Genomic DNA, 17,896 nt, shown 5'->3' on the forward strand with positions numbered 1-17,896 from the left:
ACTTTAACATAAAGAAAAAGTAGTGACTACTCTCTCCCGTCGGAGATTTCCTCACTACTAATCTTAGTATGTTTATCTTGGTCGAGTTCTTTCCCACTCCCCTTTTGGGGGTAAGTAAAAAATGCTAAGGGTGTACAGTTGTCGTATCTTCTATTCTAGCCCCTGCTTGACCGTACTTGGTATAACATATTACAATATATATAAGAACCTGTGTTCACAGTTCATCGCTTCCATTGGAGTGTTTGAAGGTGGAGATAAGGAAAGGAGATTCCTGACAAATTAGGTGGTAGGCGAAAACTGCCACAGGAGCTTTTTACTCGTCGAAGCAATAAAGTGAAACTAAATGATGATAGAGTCAAGTATTCCTTCAAAAAATTGCCTTGATGAGCAAAAACGATTTCTTGCATAAGAACACTTTGTTTATGAATATAGGTTCTAAGATTTGTCCAAGAGAGGTTATTATATGTTGAAATATATCCGTGCCCTTCCCCTTGTTATAGTAGCGGGAGCGGTTGTCTACTTTGCTATTTTTATCTGTATTGATAATGGTGATTGGACCTACGTTGTGACTAGAGCGCTAGGGCTTAAGGAAGAACATGCCAATAATGTTTCTTTGATTGTAATTGGTGCCCAATCACTTTTTCTAACTTCGGATTGGTTTTACAAGCGGATTCGTGCCTTTCTCAATCGTCGTTTGGAAAAGGCCAAAGGGCTTAATCGGCAGATTTATCTGGGCTATAAGGCAGGGATTGAGTTTTTGATGGCGTTACCCAAACGAACTATTTTATTCACATTCTATCTACTTTTAGTAGTTGCTGAAAGTGTTGGTCTGATTGAAAAAGCCAAGGACTATGCTGCGGTAATCATCTTCATAATTGCTGTTGACCGCGTAACCAAAATCTGGCCGGAGGAAAAGCGGAGGATGATTGAGTTTAGCCAGAAGATTAAGAAAGGGATTAAGAGTGTGGAGTAGGGAGATTTGTTTGGGTATATTTATTCTTTGAAAATCTAATGCAGGTCTTCTTCTATTGAGAGAATGAACGGAACAGTGTGCTGTCTGTGTCTTACGGAAGGAATTCTAAGCAGTGGTATCGCCCTTGAGACAAGCTACACTGAAAATAAAGTATGGTGGAATAACACTTAAGTTTAATAATAAGCGAAGATGGACATATTTTGTCCATCTATTTTTATATACTTCTTATTGAGAATATCAGAATAGAGGGGTAATGATGAACTATTATCACATAAAACTAATGGGAGATGTACAGCAACTAGAGCGACCGAGTGAATCTTTCGCACAAGAAAATAATTGGATGTATTTTTTGAAGGAAAAAGAAGATTTATTTATTGTAACGGGAGCTGCAAATACAAAACGAGAAATAGCAAAAAAGGTTCAGTCACTTTGGGAAGTGGATGTCTATTTAGATGGCTATTCTTCAATAACTGAGGATGATTTTATTGACAAAGTTGGCCGTGAACAGTTGGGAGAATTTGGTTATTTCTTATTGAAGCAATCAAAGGAAAATAAGCAAGGTCTTACTCCGAATGCAGATGTGTTGTCAGAAAATATGAGTGGACTCAGCGACTTTAAAAATAGCATTCAGCATCTTATAAACTATTTAGACTATCAATCAAACTATTTAGAATCGCATACGAAAGAGCCGTTTTTCTTAATTTTCAATGGTCAAAAAGGTAGTGGGCGAAAATATGCTCTCCAATATTTAGAACGCTTGTTCGACTTGCAAGCAGTTGATACTCATTGCAGTGAATACATTCTTCCCAAGACTGATGAAAAGCAATTTCCAGTGATTTATGACTATTTTAAAGCAAGAGCTCGTCCTAAATTAGAACTTTTCGCTAATATCAATACAAAGAAGGAGAATAATATTTGTATTCTAATTGCTCAATCGACTGAAGAAGCTAAAAAAATAGAAATGGAATTACAGGAGGAATACTATAATGTAAATAGAATCGAGTTTCCTCCTTATACAAATGACGAACTGGTTGAAATTGCTATTCAACTATTAGCAAAAAGACGAATTAGTATAGACAAGAAAATTGTTAGGGAGTATGTAGAAAAGACTTCAAATCTCAACAACGCAAAAGATATTCGACGAATGGTTCAGAGAATCCATGAATATGCGGTGGCAACTAATTATTGTCAAGAAAATGGATTGATTGATCTTGGCCACTTTAGTTTGCAAAAGGAACAATCTAAAAGCAAATGTGGCCAAGCTGAGAAGAGGCTGAATCAAATGATTGGTCTTCAATCTGTCAAAAAATTAATCAGACAACAAGTTGCTTTTGAACAACTATCGAAACTGAGGAAAGAAAGAGGCTATCATGTTGAAGAAAGTAACGGGCACTTGTTATTCACAGGAAATCCAGGGACGGGTAAGACAGAGATAGCTCGTCTTTATACAGAAATCCTGTATGAACATGGATTGATCGCAGAAAACAAGATAGTAGAGGTTGGAAGAGCAGATCTTATTGGGGAATTTGTTGGTCAAACAGCGCCAAAAATAAAAACGGTGTTTGATAGCGCAAGTGGCGGTGTATTGTTTATCGATGAAGCTTACAGTCTGATTCCACAGAGTGAAAGAGATTTTGCCAATGAAGCTATACCCACCATTATTCAAGAAATGGAAAATCGTCGCAATGAGGTAGTTGTTATTTTTGCCGGTTATAAAGATTTGATGCACAATTTTATAGATACGAATCCGGGATTACAATCTAGAATTTCAAAAATCATTCATTTTGAAGATTATTCCGTGGATGAACTCTATGAAATTTTTAGAATAATGTTGAGTAATAAGGGCTATTCCATTGAATCGAGCTGTGAGAGTGCATTGCGCTCGCACTTTTCGAGTCGTGTTAGAAATGAACATTTTGGTAATGGACGCTATGTTCGTAAATTAATAGAAGCTATCTTGTATCAACAGGCGACTCGGGTAATGGAAAGGCTAGGTAATAGGGATTTGGATGAAACAGAGATGAATGTCGTAATAGAAGCTGATATTAAAAACGCCATTCAAGAATTATCAGAGTTGGAATCAACTCAACGGTTAATAGGTTTTGGATTACAGGGATAGAAAAAAGGAAATGTATATGAATAACAATGGTTTGAACGAAAACGCTGTATTTAATGATATGGAAATTTTAGAAATATTTATCGATTTGCTATACAGAAATTTGGACTCAGATACTAAGGTGAGAAGTTCTTTTGACAGCATCAATCGGGAAGTGAGTGATTTTTTTGGAATCCCGCAAAAGAGCTATATCGGACAACTTTTATACATTATTTCAGATGTTGATCATATCAGAAGGAGCTTTGTTGACCACATAGAATTTTACTATCAAGAGATGAATAGGAAAGTGAAAAGAGTAGTCGGAGTCAGTCTGGCTATAGAAATAGTACAAAATGTTCATTTTCTAGAAGAATTTGATGTTGTGATGATTGAAAATATTGAAGAATTTTATAATAGTACCGATGCGATTCAGAAGAAGTTGGCAAGAATTTTGGAAAGTTATCTAGAAACAGGCGGAAAATTACTGGTAACTGGTTGCGAGTTTGATAATTCAAACGACTCATTAAGCAAGATTCTCTACCAAGGAAATTTATTGAATTTGACTTGTTAAGAGTGGTATAATCTTGTTAGAATTGAGGCTTATATGAACGACCAGGAAAGATTACTTACTATATTTTTACGTTTACAATCAGGAGCACATCTGAAAAAGTCACAGTTGGCAGATGAATTTGGAGTTAGTGAGAAGACTATTCAAAGAGATTTTGCTCTACTAGGAGGATTTATCGAAAGTCAGCCGATGATTGCAGCGGAGTTAGCCTATGATTCCAAGTACCATACTCGCTTCTTAAAAGGGAAGTCTCTTTTTAACAAAAAGGAAATTCTGACCATTTCTAAGATTTTACTAGAAAATCGTGCTTTGAATAAGGAAGAAAACAAGGCCGTTTTAGATAGCTTATTTGCTCTAGTATCGAAAGATGAGCAGAAAGAAATTTCTGCCATCATCGCTAGTGAACTATTAAACTATGCCCCGCTTTCAGATACTCAAAACAGAATCGATAAGATTTGGGAATGGTCAGAGGCCATTCGTAAGGAGTTGGTATTAGATATTCGCTACCAATCTCCCTACAATGTAGAAAAGAAACACACAGTTTTTCCTGTGTCACTCTACTACGATAGTCATTACTTTTACCTTGTAGCTTATAATCTAAAACATTCATCCTATATGACTTTAAAGTTAGATAGGATTTTAGACTGGAAACTTTCGACTGAGAAGAAGCCAGCTATTTCTTATGGCAAAAAGTTTCGAGATGGTGAGGTACGGAATAAGCGCGTGGATTCTTTTATGGGACGGGAATTAACCATAAGAGTCAGATTTTGCTACGATCCAACCATTGTCTTGGATCAATTTCCGACAGCAAAGATTATCGAAATCAACTCCGAAGGCAACATCATTGAATTTGTAAGTCAAGATACACCAGGCTTAAAACGTTGGTTGCTGAGTCAGGCAGATGCCCTAACTGTACTTTCTCCGAGTTCGCTTGTAGAAGATATGAAACATTTTCTCAAAAATATGCAAGAAAACTATAAAAATTAGATATAGGGGACACTATTTGTCCACCCTGTGTATTAGAATGGATGTATCAGTACTATAACTCTTGATTGAAAGGAGGGGAAGTATATGCAAGAATGGATTGTGGTAGATCAATTTGGAAATACGATTGCAGGACCGTTTTACGATAAAACAGCTGCGGAAATGCATGCGAAAATGATTCCGAATGCAACAGTTGTGTTGAAGAACAAATAGATTGTAAGGACAGGAATGGAGCTAGTAAGAATTTGGAATACGTAGCAAGAATTAATTTGAAAACAGGTACAGAATTTCGTAATGAGTTGATTGACTTTTGTCTAAAATCAGACGAGCAATTTCTTGCGATTGGCTGGAGTCGTATTTATGGAGAAAATAAATCGCTAACCTTTTATGAATACTATGATCGTATTCGTCAAGAGTCGAGTAAAGTGAATACTGTCCTGAATATTTTTAAGGACGCTGTCCTTGATGATTTATTCTGGACACGTGACTTAGATGGCAATTACTGGATTTGTCGGGTAACAGGTCCTGTGGTGATGAAGCGAGACCACCGTTTAGATTATGGGGCGTTGTTACCCGTCAAAGCCTTTAAAATTGGGACACAAGTTCCTGGACAGATAAAAGCTGCGTTCAACAGAGCTAACGCAGGAACGGCACAAAGAATTCGAGAATCAGTCATTCTCGAGTATTCTAAAGCCGTCTATAATGAATTCTCTAATGAAAACTATTATGAGATTTCACACTTAGAAGGAAATCTACTGGACAACTTACCTGATTTTGACTTGGAAGAATTAGTGATAGCTTTTATCCAAATCAAGTATAATTACTATGTTTTATCCAATTCAATCGCTCGAAAATCTACAACTATTAAGGTCGAGTGTGAATTCCTTTCTCGAAATACAGATCAACCTAAAAAAGCAATTGTTCAGGTAAAGGGGAAAAAAGCAACACCACTGGATGCCCTGCAATTTACTGACTTTTTACAGGATGGGTACGAGGTGTTTCTACATGCTCCGATAATTGTAAATTCAGAGAATTTGAACAATCTCATTGTTATTACACCAGGTGAGCTATTGGAGTTTTATCATCAGTATAAGGCAGTCTTGCCTGCTTCTATAACACAGTGGGAAAAATTGTATTAATGGATTTAACGGTATATGAGTACTGGAAATCAATCAGCTCATAAAAAGTACAGATAAGGGAGAGGGTATGAGGCTACTTTATAAAACAGAACGAAGAAAAAGTACCAAGTATGAAAGTTTCCAAAATGAATATTACCAAAACGGAAATATAGTTGAAAGATATACAACTACTTGGACAAAAATTCCTGGTCGTCTTGAAAGAGACGAAACAAGAACGAAGGAAATACGAAGTTTAAGTGGTTCATGGGAGATTGATGACCCACGTTTGCCACAATGGCTCAAAAAGTATATCGTTGTTGATTCGGATTCAGAATTGTCAACTGAAGAATATATTGTGGAACTTAAAGAAAAAGGATTTCGAGTTTATTTGTGGGGAGATGGTCATCTAATCGTTTTTAAAAATCGAATGGTCAAAATTTTACTTGAAACTATTTGGATGGATATGGTTCCGCTTATTAAGCTATACTATGGTAAGAAAAATACTACTGAAAGACTATTGACTACTTTTGAGAATGATTGGCTAAGTCAAAAAGTTACCTATCAGCAACTCATAGATAGAAAAGAGGAAATAAATCAGGAAAAGAAACAGAATGTATATGATAGAGCTTACCAAAGATTCTATGATATGGACTATGATTGTGAGACGTCAATAAGTCAACTCATCAAACTGTTGAAGAAGCTTGTTTCAATATCAAAAAAGAGCCATAAAGAATTCTATAGCAATCTACTCGAACAAGTTCAACAAACTGAACCGAGTCGCGAAAGTTATGCGAGATTCATGGCTACTATTTTCAAGTATAAATCACAATAAGTTCTTACAGAATAACATTGTATAAGACTACGCCCACTTTGACATCTACCGCCTCAAAGACGGAAAAATTGTCGAGCACTGGGACAACAAGGAAGTCATGCCAGACAAAAAAGACTTGACGAATTTAGGGAAGTTTTAAGAGAAAAAAGAGGAGCAGGCAGAAATTTTCTGTCTGTTTTCTTATTTTGAGAAACAAATTAAATAGATGGACATATTCTGTCCATCTATTTTTATATACTTCTTATTGAGAATATCAGAATAGAGGGGTAAAGATGAACTATTATCACATAAAACTAATTGGAGACGTACAGCAACTAGAGCGACCGAGTGAATCTTTCGCACAAGAAAATAATTGGATGTATTTTTTGAAGGAAAAAGAAGATTTATTTATTGTAACGGGAGCTGCAAATACAAAACGAGAAATAGCAAAAAAGGTTCAGTCACTTTGGGAAGTGGATGTCTATTTAGATGGCTATTCTTCAATAACTGAAGATGATTTTATTGACAAAGTTGGACGTGAACAGTTGGGAGAATTTGGTTATTTCTTATTGAAGCAATCAAACTCTTTTTGATGATTTTTAGTTCATATATATAAAAAATAAAAGCAATATATGAACTAAGGTTCATATATTGCTTGACAAGAAATTATAAATGAACTATAATTCATTTATATATAAGATTTAAAATTATTTTGAGGTAATAACTATGGCAAAAGATGATAATAAACAAAAATTAATAAAAGCTACAGATGCTCTCTTAAAAGATAGAAGCATAACTTCTATTACAACAAAAGAGATTACAAAGACAGCAGGAGTCTCTGTGGGAGTCTTTTATAATTATTTTAGTAGTAAAGAAGATGTTTTTAAAGAATTAATCAAGATATTTTTTAACTATTCTTTAAAGCAAATGGAAGTTTTGCGAAAAGAAGTTACAGGAAAAAATATTCGTTCAGAGATAAAATTCAAAGAATTTCTAATTAATGGAATTGATAATAATTGGGAAAATCATTTTTTAAATAGTGATATTCTATTACTTTCCAGAAAAGATGAAGAGTTTCAAAAATTAATGTTTTATTTCAATCAAGAGATGGTTGCCCTTGTTGTAGAGATACTTACAGTTATTAATCCAGAACTACAAGAAAATCCACCTTTACTAGAAGCGAAAATGATTATGAATTTGATTCAAAATTCTTACCCTAGCTTTTCAAAATTTGATAGTGAGGATGAAAAAGAGAGGTATATTGAAAAATTTGTAAATATTATTTTTGGTATTAGTTTTAATAAATAGGGGAGGTAAAATGTAATATTATAACTTAACAAATGCACAAAAACGAGGGTATGTTTAATATTAAATGGGAATTTGTGAAAATTGATGGATGCTTACAAGCCGTAATCGAATTTCGAAATGAATTGTTCACTGAATCAGAAATAACACATTTAAAGAAATATTCCCTTGAAACAATCAAAGGAATTATTAAAGAAAGAGGGAAGAAATAATGGAAAATCTTTTAGAAGTCAAAAAACTATCAAAAACGTATAAAAACGGAAGAAAAGCATTAGATAATTTAAATTTTAATGTTACAAAAGGTGAGATTCTTGGTTTCCTAGGACCAAATGGTGCGGGAAAAAGTACGACAATAAATATTTTATCTACCTTATTGCAATCTGATGAAGGCGAAATAATATATTTTAATAATGAAAATTTGTCCATCAAGGATGTAAAGAAACAACTCGGAATTGTTCCCCAAGAATTAGCGATTTATGAAGATATCTCAGCCTCACAGAATGTCAAATTCTTTGCTTCTTTATATGGAGTTAAAAAAAGTGAAATCAATGAAAAAGTTGAAAATGCATTAAAAAAAGTAGGACTTGAAGATAGAAAAGATGATAAACCGTCAACTTTTTCTGGTGGTATGAAAAGACGTTTGAATATTGCATGTGCAATAGCACATAGCCCTAAATTGATTATTTTTGATGAACCAACAGTGGGTATTGATCCACAATCTAGGAATCATATTCTAGATTCAATTAAGAATTTAAGGGATGAGGGAGCTACTATCATTTACACAACTCATTATATGGAAGAAGTACAACAAATTTGTGACCGTGTCATTATCATGGATGGAGGGGTAGTACTTTTGAATGATTCACTTGATGATATTTTAGAACACTATAGTAATTCTAATTATCAAGTTAGAGTAGATCAGCAGTTCTCTCCAGCAGTGTTAGATGAAATTCGTGAATTAACAAGTGTTGAAGAGGTGAACCAAAAAGATGAATTTGAAATAATCTTTAGTATGGGTGAGGAGTCCATGCCGATTAATGTTGTACTGGAGGTTTTAATCAAGTTCAATCTAAATATTACTAGTATTACAATGGTCAAGAAAAATTTAGAAGATGTTTTCTTGCTACTAACTGGGAAAAAATTAAGAGATTAATAGTGGGGTCTGTAATGTTAACAATAATGAAACAAGATACGATGAATCTTTTAAAGAATAAACCAATCATGATGTATCTACTAATTTATCCGGTTGTCCTGATTTTAGTAACAGGGTTTGTATTTGGTTCGATTTTTAGTGACGATATTTTAACATCATATGATTATTATGGTGTTACGATGATGATTTATTTATCAATGGCAACTGTAATTATATTACCCGAATTATTATTTGGAAGTAATGTGAAGTATGCAAATTACAGGATCGTATATTCGCCGATTCCACGTTACAAGATTTATTTATCCAAATTAATCGTTTCTATTTCTATTTCGTATTTTATCCTAGCAATTTATATGCTTATTTTTAATGGTATAGGGTTAGTAAACTATGGTAAAACTAATATTGCTTATAGTTTATTACTTGATTTAGCTTTAGTAACCTTTTCTATCACATTTGGAGGTGCTTTCTGTGTGTTACTAAAAAGCGAAGATATTGCAACAAAAATTTTAAATTTGGCTATTAATGTTTTAGCAATTTTATCTGGTTTATTTTTCCCGATGTATATATTTGGGAAAAAAGTTGCTAATTTGTCTACCTTATCTCCAATTTCAAAAGTGATGTCAACATTTTTTAGTACAATTTACGATACAAATTATAGTACTTATTTTAATACGTTAGGAATTTTGTTACTATGTTCAGTACTATTTTTAATTATCATTCACTTTAAATATCGGCCTGAAAATTTTGGAGAGTAAAATGAAATTTATAATCTTAAAAAATAACTTGAAACGTTTTTTGAAAGAAAAATCATATCTTCTTATATCTTTTTTACTAATTTTTGTAACTATTGCAGCAACATCATTTGTTGTAACAATGAAAAGTCAAAAAGAAAAAATCGGTGTAACAAAAAATGCAATTGAACTATTGGAGATGAGCAATAATAACATTTCTGTCAAAGAAGTAGAAAGGGATGAGGATTATTATGTTAATTTAATAACAGGTAAGTACGATGCATATATTAATAAAGAGGATGGAAAATATAAAGTAACTACAGTAAGAAATTCAACTTTAGGTAAGGAATTAAGTCAGTATTTAAATAAAGGAAAATCTTTAACTGCTCCTACTTCTAGCGGTCATAATCATTATAAAATTATTGTTACTGTTATGGCTATGAGCTCTATGATACTATCATTAATACTGTATAGATTCTATTTTGATGATAGAAATGGCCTAGATAAACGAATCTATCTAAGCGGAGTATCAAACTTTTCTTATGTTCTACAGCAGGTAATGTTTAATTTTTTAATTTTATCTGTTACGAATTTATTAAGCAGCTTAATTTTACTCCCATTGTTTAATCTTGATATATCGTGGAACTTAGTCCTATATATCCTCTTAATTGAGGTATTTTCAGCGAACTTTGGAATGGTTTTATCCACCTTGACTAAAAAAAATCAAGGGGCGCTGTTAATAGGAACAATGGTATCTGTTCTGACTATGCTTCTTTCGGGTGCATTATTCTCTGTAAAAAACGGTTCTATACAAGATAAGATACATTATATTTTTCCTCAGTATTATATTTCAAATTTAGGAAAAAATATTGATGGCAACTCAACTAATTTGACTCAATCGATTACAGTCATTGTAGGATATACACTTTTATTTTTTCTAATTGCAAATTATATGCAAAAACAAAAAGTAGATGAATGATATATTTATCTATGCTTTCAATTTTATTGATTATGTCTTATGGAAAAATCAAAATAATCTACAGGAGTACTTTTTTGATTCAAGGAATTTTAGATTTACTTATCGTCGTTCCGTTGAACATTGGTATCCTCAGAATCCAAATTTTGAAGATAGTGGGATGTTAAGAATGTCTGATAGTCTGCTTCATTCTTTCGGCAACCTTTGTATTATCACGGACAGTCAAAATTCGAAGTTTGGGAACTCTAGACCTCAGGCCAAGTATAGCCAATGGGAAAAGATATTTGGAAACCAAAGTCTAAAACTGCAATGGATGGCTAAACTTACTGGAAATTCGGATGACAATTGGAATAGTGAGGTAATCAGGGTGATTAATCTAAAAGATGAAGTGTTGCATGATCGTATGATGTCAATTATTTAAGTCGTAAAGCAAATAAGAATGGATGATAAGACTAAAACATCTTGTCGGTTCTACAGAGCATTTAATGGGCTTTAGTGAGGGTCAGTTTGCGGAGGTGGCTCTGGATTTACTTGGCATCATTAAGTATATCGGAGACGATGATAATGTTAAATAATTAATAAGGTACAGGTTTGGAGGACTAGCTTAATTTTTATCGGACAAATAAACTGGGAGTAACATGCTGTAGTCAGCTCCCCGCTCAGCCATTTTCCTAAAAAATAAAAATTTACAAAATTCCTTGCCAAAAGTAAGGGCTTATGTTACAATACCAAAAGCGTAGGTTTTTAAACTCATCCCGTGAGGTGAGAAAGACAACAGGATAATTCACTAAGGGCCTATGACTATGTATATTTAGAAAGTCTGGGTCTTTTTGTGTACCCAGAATGGGAGATTTATGAGTACAAAAGCCAATCTTTTGTTTGATGTCCATGAGAAACCAGCCCCGCTTCAAGGGATTTTGTTGAGTTTCCAGCACGTGTTCGCTATGTTTGGTGCGACGATTTTGGTGCCGCTGATTCTCGGTATGCCCGTGTCCGTCGCCCTCTTCGCATCAGGTGTCGGGACCTTGATTTACCAATTAGCGACACAGTTTAAGGTGCCGGTTTATCTAGGTTCTTCCTTTGCCTATATCTCAGCTATGGCCCTTGCTATCAAGGAAATGGGTGGTGATGTGTCGGCAGCTCAGACTGGTATTCTCTTCGTCGGCTTGATTTATGTACTGATCGCTGCACTTGTCAAAGTTATCGGTACTAAGTGGATTGACAGCCTCTTGCCACCGATTGTCATCGGACCGATGATTATCGTGATTGGACTTGGTCTTGCTAACTCTGCCGTGACTTCGGCAGGCTTTGTCGCAGACGGTGACTGGAAAAATGTTGTCGTAGCAATTGCAACCTTCTTGATTGCGGCTTTTGTCAATACCAAAGGGAAAGGCTTCGCCAAGATTGTTCCTTTCTTGATTGCCATTATCGGTGGTTATGTGATTGCCATCTTCCTCGGACTAGTTGACTTTACACCCGTTTTGGAAGCAGCTTGGTTTGAATTACCAGGTTTCTACCTACCATTTGAAACAGGTGTCTTCAAGGCCTACAATTTCTACTTCGGTCCAGAAATGATTGCTATCTTACCAATTGCTGTTGTAACAGTAGCTGAGCATATCGGTGACCACACCGTTCTCAGCCAAATCTGTGGCCGCCAGTTCTTGAAAGATCCAGGCCTCAGCCGTACCTTGATTGGAGATGGTGTAGCGACTGCTGTATCTGCCTTTATTGGTGGTCCTGCCAATACGACTTATGGTGAAAATACAGGGGTTATCGGTATGACTCGCATCGCATCAGTATCCGTTATCCGCAACGCAGCCCTGATTGCCATTGCCTTCTCATTCTTAGGTAAATTTACAGCACTTATCTCTACCATTCCAAGTGCCGTACTTGGTGGGATGTCGATCTTACTTTACGGAGTTATCGCCTCAAACGGTTTGAAAGTTTTGATTGAAAGCCGTGTTGACTTTGGTCAAGTCCGTAACCTGATTATTGCAAGCTCAATGCTGGTATTGGGTCTTGGTGGAGCAGTTCTCAACATCGGTGCCATCACCCTTTCAGGTACAGCCCTCTCAGCTATTGTCGGCATCGTCCTCAACCTCATCTTACCAAAAGCAGAAAAGACAGAATAAGATAAAGTGAAAGTCAGCCACGGCTGGCTTTTTTTATGTCGAAAAGAGGATTGTGATATAATAACAATGGCACCACGACACCGCATGTGAAAGGAGGTGGTTATCCGATGTGGAATGGATCATTCCTGAATACAGTATTCCGAAAAGAAGGTCTTATGAATACAAATTTTAAACATGTTGTGAATATGTCGAAGTTGTTTGATAGCATTAAATTATCTTGGTAAGATTATATAACTTTTAGAGGGAATTAAGATGAAAATAACAAGATTTACAATTAAAGCGTTACATGGTTTTTTTGATTATAATGTGGAATTAAATGAGGATATAACATTCCTTTTTGGTGAGAATGGGAGTGGAAAAACAACTGTTTTGAGCATGTTAGATCATGTTGTTTCAGGTGAAATATATAAACTATTTAATTATGAATTTAAAAATATAACTGTTTATTTCAAAGAGAAAGCCATATCTTACTCAGAAGACTCTGAAAATAGAGTGGAGGTTCGTTTAAAGAAAGCTAGAAGAAAATCGGGTAAACAACTGATTGTAGATTTTAAAGAAAAAAAGGAAACTATTTCATACGATAGGGATTATACAAGTGAAATTGATTTTTTAGAGAGTTCATTTGAAATAAAACGGAGATTTTTCGATTCCTATAAGTTGGTAGAAGAAATAAAAAATTGCTTTAACTATTTATTTTTGCCACTTAACAGGCTTAATTATCAAATGAAAGATTTTGATAATAGGGAATTCAGGTTGCTTAGAAATAAATTGGCGCACAATTCAGATCTCTCTTTTAATAATAGTGAGAGTATGCATTCTGTCGAGCAGTTGTTAGGGAGATCGGTTTCTCAAATTAATAGTGGAATAAATAAATTGAACGAAAATATGAGGCAAGATATCTTAAAATCAGCTTTGGAAATGAGTAAAGACGATCTTGACTTGAGTGAATTTTTTAAATATTTCGCAAAAGATGATTTAGTTTCCGAACTAGAAGATACTAAGAAGAGATATATTAAGCTTCTTGAGGATTTAAAGGCAATAACAACAATAAATCAAAAGGAAGAGTATAATCAATACTTCAGCAACTTGATTTCTCAAGTGGAAAAGAGTGTAGCTACAAATGAGACGGATACGAAGAGAACCCTACCAGCTCAATTGATTGGTACTTATGTTGAATTAATCAGAATTAAAAAGCTTATTAAAATTTATGAGGATATTGAAGAGAAAATTTTAGAATTAAAGACTCCAATCAATGATTTTTTGAAATATACGAATAAATTTTTAAAAGATGGAAAAGATGAGAAAGAGATTATAGTTAATTCTTTAGGTGAGGTATTTTTTGTAACAAATTATACTTCTGAGCCAGTGAGGCTAAAATATCTTTCATCTGGGGAGAAACAGATTGTTACTTTGATTTCAAACTTAATTTTTAAGGTTGATAAATCTAAATTTACAATTTTTATTGTTGATGAACCGGAGCTATCACTTCATCTAAGTTGGCAAAAAAAGATAGTAGCTAATATTCATGAAATTAATCGTAATATGCAACTTATCTTTGCCACACATTCTCCGGAAATTATAGGGAAATACGATTCAAAGGCGATAGAGTTAGAAAAACATTATAAGCCAGTGGAAAAATTCAAAGATAGTATTGATGAGGAAGAAATTGAAGAATTGGCTGACTTTATCTTTGGTATAGATAATAAATTGTGATTTAAGGAGAAGGGGATGAGCGCTGAATTATCATATAGTCAAGAAGGATTAAGAAATAGAAGTATTTTCTACAAGCAGGATATCAATATATTTGTTGAAGATACTGATAAAGAGTATTTATACGAAGAAATATTAAATAGACTATTAAATGACAAATATAAAATTGAAACAGTTTTTCCACTAGGAGGGAAAAATAAAGTGTTAAGCGAGTATATCAAGCAAGGTGAAGTAAGTAAAAGCGGGATTCCTAATTTATTCTTAGTGGACGGTGATTTTGATAGATATTTAGATTATAGTTCAGTAACCAGAAATGATTATCAGGGTTCCAGGGAATTTGCTCAGCAAGTATCCTTGTTTGTAAATGATAAAATTATTGAATCTGATTCAGTGCTATATTTGGAAGCTTATAATATAGAAAACTATTTTATAGATGAAAATGCTATTATTAAGTTTATCAAGGGAATAATGCAAAAGAAAGATTCTGAGTTGAAGTCTATTCTTGATTTTGGCTCTTGGCGTGATCGAATTGTAAGTGAATCTAAAGATTTATTTATTATTTATTGTTTCATAGCGAAATATCTCCATTTGTATGGAGGTGAAGTAGATGAACATATCTCTAAGTTATCAATTCCAACGGTTAGTAGATCTCCTTTTGAATTTTTAGATCCAAAAACTGGATTTAAGAGAAATACAAATGTGTATGAGGAATTTAAAGAAAAAATAAAACAAGATTTAGCTATGGAGAATCCAGATATAGACCTTGATGTGGAATTATCTAAAATAATAGAACAGTATCAAAACATTAATGGAGAGGACTACTACAATTTAATTTGTGGAAAATTTTTATTTAGTAGTATCGGAAAATATATAGAAACTATTTGTGAAAAGAGTATTGATTTTAAGCAATTTCAATGGCATATGATATTGAACTTTGATATAACTAAGCTAAGTTATGTAAAGGAACGTATTGATAGGTTATGTAGAGCAGATAGAGTTTGAGATATGGAATCTGATTAAGATATCCATGCATATCCGCTCTTTTTTCACAGAATAAGCAACACCCTCCACATCTGGTACCAGACAGATGTCACCACCGCACATGAATATGGAGAGATTTTCGACACCAGCTCAAGCAGTCTGGACAAGATTGCGACCAGAATGCAGGAAGATGTGGTCGCAAACCCAGACGTAGAGGCGGTCTATTGGTACATGGGTCAATGGCTGGATCAGCTGACTCTCATGGTCCGCTACCAGCAAGGCAGCTTGCAGGTCTACGTCAACCTCAAGGATTTTGATTTTGCTCTGCATCTCGATGCGGTGGAGGCTTGGAAAAACAATTTGATTTCAAAGGTTCAAGCTAGTCTTTTTGAAAATAGCAGAGCTACTCAGCTAGTTTTCAAATCAGTTGACAAAAAAGACAATCCTTGATAGAATAAATGAGGTCCAAAAGGACAAATCTAGCTTTTTCTTGGTTACAGGTCGCCAACCTGTCACTCGGATTAGGCTCAAAAACAAAGGAGAACATATCATGGCAATCTCAAAAGAGAAAAAAAATGAAATCATGGCACAATATGCTCGTCATGAAGGCGACACAGGTTCAGTTGAAGTACAAGTAGCAGTACTTACTTGGGAAATCAACCACCTTAACGACCACATCAAACAACACAAAAAAGACCACGCAACTTACCGTGGTTTGATGAAAAAAATCGGTCGCCGTCGTAACTTGTTGGCATACCTACGCCGCACAGACGTAAACCGTTACCGTGAATTGATTCACTCACTCGGACTCCGTCGTTAAGATAGGATACAAAAGCCGTCAAAAACGGCTGAAAAATAGGAAAGGCTTCTCATATGGAGGAGTCTTTTTATGTGCGAATGTCTTAATCAATTGTGACGAGGGAATCTCGAAATCATTCTATTCTTACTTTCCTACGGAACTATTATCACCCCAAATACAAGAAGTTCTTCGCGTTTGCGGAGAGTTTTTGTTTATCTCTTTTATTCATCCAAAGCTCAAGTGCTTCGATTAAGCAACTTTGCCCCCAAAAAGGAGAAGTTTTCCCGTTCCAAGGCGGTCTGTTCTATGTGAGATTGATTTTGTTGTGATAATCTCAAGTTTAACTGCACCTTGCTGTATTGTTTGGAAACCATTACTCGCTTAAAATTCGGGGTTAACTAGTTTTCTAGGGACTGTGATACAGTTGTAAAAATATATTTCTAATCAAGTTGTGATTTGTTTTTCAAAGTACATGAAATGATGTTGTTATTCGCGGAAAATTAGTAGAAGTGGTATAATTTTAGTACTGTTAAACTGGGTAGAAGGAGATAAGAATGAATCATTCAAATTTGATGAGTTTAGGCGAACTCTATAAAGAACTCCGTATTGCTAGGGGGCTCAAGTTAAAAGATGTTGCTAGGGATAATCTATCTGTTTCTCAATTATCCAAATTTGAAAATGGCCTCAGTATGCTAGCTGCTGATAAATTGTTGCTGGCAATTTCAGGTATCCATATGAGTTTTGCTGAATTTGGTTATGCTGCAAATGGTTACAAAACCAGTCATTTTTTAAAATTAGGTAGCAAAGTAGCAGAACTACAAACTGTAGCAGATAGAGATGGATTAAGAGAGTTATTAAGGGATTATGAGGGGGAAGAAGTTTACACTCTCTATAATCGATTGAATGAACTGATTATAAAGAGCGCCATTTATTCACTTGACCACAATCTTGAGGTTCAAGAATCGGAGAAGAAGTTGCTAACAGAGTATCTTTATGACGTTGAAGAATGGACTGAATATGAGTTATACCTATTTGGAAACTGTTTATCCATTTTATCTAATGAAGATTTAATATTTCTTGGTAAAACATTTGTTGAGAGATATAAAGTTTATCGTACCTTGTCACACCACAGAAAAGCTTCTCATGTTACTTTTTTAAATATTATTATGACTCTTTTAGAAAGAAGAGAACTCTATTATGTTCAATTCTTTATTGAAAAATTAGAAAAAACTCTCATATATCAGGATATGTTTGCGATTGTTAGTTTGAAATTCTTTAAAAAGATATATGCATATTTGGAAGAAAGAAGTAGTGATCGGAGTGATATTGAATCATTTATTGAGATGGTTGAACAACTCGATAATCCTCAATTTGCTCAAATCTTACGTCGAACCGTAATAGAAATTTTAGATATACATAAATAGGCAAGTCCAGGTTTGGACTTGCCTATTTTTAAGGCCAAAACCACCAAATGATTAGAGGGGGTGTAAAAAAGCGTGTAAATTTTTGCATCATCTAGCTCTCCTTAATATTGATATGATTATTATATAAGGAAAAGGC

At 34.3% G+C, this 17,896-nt stretch carries 21 protein-coding genes and 1 pseudogene; all 22 read left to right on the plus strand.

Annotated features, from left to right (window positions below; genetic code table 11):
• Nucleotides 1–463: 463 nt before the first annotated feature.
• A complete protein-coding gene (locus tag SST111_RS05745; protein WP_099810330.1) occupies nt 464–973 on the plus strand; it encodes a hypothetical protein in 510 nt (169 codons plus the stop codon).
• A 253-nt stretch (nt 974–1,226) separates the two neighbouring features.
• Entirely contained in the window at nt 1,227–3,092 is a 1,866-nt protein-coding gene (locus SST111_RS05750; RefSeq protein ID WP_099810331.1) for an AAA family ATPase, read from the plus strand.
• A gap of 16 nt (nt 3,093–3,108) precedes the next feature.
• Complete coding sequence (locus SST111_RS05755) at nt 3,109–3,639, plus strand: hypothetical protein (RefSeq protein WP_099810332.1); 531 nt, start codon at nt 3,109–3,111, stop codon at nt 3,637–3,639.
• Between the two features lie 33 nt (nt 3,640–3,672).
• Nucleotides 3,673–4,623 (plus strand): helix-turn-helix transcriptional regulator, encoded by a 951-nt coding sequence (locus SST111_RS05760; protein WP_099810333.1) that lies wholly within the window; start codon nt 3,673–3,675, stop codon nt 4,621–4,623.
• Nucleotides 4,624–4,707: 84 nt separating this feature from the next.
• A complete protein-coding gene (locus SST111_RS12400; protein WP_257211786.1) occupies nt 4,708–4,833 on the plus strand; it encodes a hypothetical protein in 126 nt (41 codons plus the stop codon).
• Between the two features lie 56 nt (nt 4,834–4,889).
• Complete coding sequence (locus SST111_RS05765) at nt 4,890–5,759, plus strand: ribonuclease D (protein ID WP_257211787.1); 870 nt, start codon at nt 4,890–4,892, stop codon at nt 5,757–5,759.
• A 67-nt stretch (nt 5,760–5,826) separates the two neighbouring features.
• Nucleotides 5,827–6,570, plus strand: coding sequence for a hypothetical protein (locus SST111_RS05770; RefSeq protein WP_099810335.1), 744 nt, complete (start codon nt 5,827–5,829; stop codon nt 6,568–6,570).
• A gap of 28 nt (nt 6,571–6,598) precedes the next feature.
• A pseudogene (locus SST111_RS05775) lies at nt 6,599–6,709 on the plus strand (nuclear transport factor 2 family protein); the annotation flags it as partial.
• 133 nt (nt 6,710–6,842) lie between these two features.
• Nucleotides 6,843–7,142 carry a hypothetical protein gene (locus SST111_RS05780; RefSeq protein ID WP_257211788.1) on the plus strand — a complete coding sequence of 100 codons (300 nt, stop codon included), beginning with the start codon at nt 6,843–6,845 and terminating at the stop codon, nt 7,140–7,142.
• 133 nt (nt 7,143–7,275) lie between these two features.
• A complete protein-coding gene (locus SST111_RS05785; RefSeq protein WP_099810336.1) occupies nt 7,276–7,857 on the plus strand; it encodes a TetR/AcrR family transcriptional regulator in 582 nt (193 codons plus the stop codon).
• A gap of 50 nt (nt 7,858–7,907) precedes the next feature.
• On the plus strand, nt 7,908–8,066 hold the full coding sequence (locus SST111_RS12195; protein ID WP_180274031.1) for a hypothetical protein: 159 nt from the start codon (nt 7,908–7,910) through the stop codon (nt 8,064–8,066).
• Nucleotides 8,066–9,007: an ABC transporter ATP-binding protein gene (locus SST111_RS05790; protein WP_099810337.1), complete on the plus strand. Its 942-nt coding sequence runs from the start codon at nt 8,066–8,068 to the stop codon at nt 9,005–9,007. Before SST111_RS12195 ends, SST111_RS05790 begins: the two co-directional genes overlap by 1 nt.
• Before the next feature lie 14 nt (nt 9,008–9,021).
• Nucleotides 9,022–9,762: an ABC transporter permease gene (locus SST111_RS05795; protein ID WP_099810408.1), complete on the plus strand. Its 741-nt coding sequence runs from the start codon at nt 9,022–9,024 to the stop codon at nt 9,760–9,762.
• Between the two features lies 1 nt (nt 9,763).
• A complete protein-coding gene (locus tag SST111_RS05800) occupies nt 9,764–10,717 on the plus strand; it encodes an ABC transporter permease (protein ID WP_099810338.1) in 954 nt (317 codons plus the stop codon).
• The gene (locus SST111_RS05805) at nt 10,710–11,135 is read left to right on the plus strand and encodes a GmrSD restriction endonuclease domain-containing protein (protein WP_373560739.1); all 426 of its coding nucleotides are present in this window, start codon (nt 10,710–10,712) and stop codon (nt 11,133–11,135) included. Before SST111_RS05800 ends, SST111_RS05805 begins: the two co-directional genes overlap by 8 nt.
• 22 nt (nt 11,136–11,157) lie before the next feature.
• Nucleotides 11,158–11,289: a hypothetical protein gene (locus tag SST111_RS12405; RefSeq protein WP_257211789.1), complete on the plus strand. Its 132-nt coding sequence runs from the start codon at nt 11,158–11,160 to the stop codon at nt 11,287–11,289.
• A 279-nt stretch (nt 11,290–11,568) separates the two neighbouring features.
• A complete protein-coding gene (locus tag SST111_RS05815; protein WP_099810339.1) occupies nt 11,569–12,846 on the plus strand; it encodes a uracil-xanthine permease family protein in 1,278 nt (425 codons plus the stop codon).
• Nucleotides 12,847–13,098: 252 nt separating this feature from the next.
• Nucleotides 13,099–14,559: an AAA family ATPase gene (locus tag SST111_RS05820; RefSeq protein WP_099810340.1), complete on the plus strand. Its 1,461-nt coding sequence runs from the start codon at nt 13,099–13,101 to the stop codon at nt 14,557–14,559.
• Between the two features lie 15 nt (nt 14,560–14,574).
• Nucleotides 14,575–15,558: a DUF4435 domain-containing protein gene (locus tag SST111_RS05825; protein ID WP_099810341.1), complete on the plus strand. Its 984-nt coding sequence runs from the start codon at nt 14,575–14,577 to the stop codon at nt 15,556–15,558.
• A 159-nt stretch (nt 15,559–15,717) separates the two neighbouring features.
• Nucleotides 15,718–15,987 (plus strand): hypothetical protein, encoded by a 270-nt coding sequence (locus SST111_RS05830; protein ID WP_099810342.1) that lies wholly within the window; start codon nt 15,718–15,720, stop codon nt 15,985–15,987.
• Nucleotides 15,988–16,087: 100 nt separating this feature from the next.
• Nucleotides 16,088–16,357 (plus strand): 30S ribosomal protein S15, encoded by a 270-nt coding sequence (gene rpsO, locus SST111_RS05835; RefSeq protein WP_002938849.1) that lies wholly within the window; start codon nt 16,088–16,090, stop codon nt 16,355–16,357.
• 533 nt (nt 16,358–16,890) lie between these two features.
• A complete protein-coding gene (locus SST111_RS05840) occupies nt 16,891–17,760 on the plus strand; it encodes an Rgg/GadR/MutR family transcriptional regulator (RefSeq protein WP_099778675.1) in 870 nt (289 codons plus the stop codon).
• The last annotated feature ends 136 nt before the right edge of the window (nt 17,761–17,896 follow it).

The organism is Streptococcus suis YS161, from assembly GCF_002760245.1.
Classification (GTDB): Bacteria; Bacillota; Bacilli; order Lactobacillales; family Streptococcaceae; genus Streptococcus; species Streptococcus suis_I.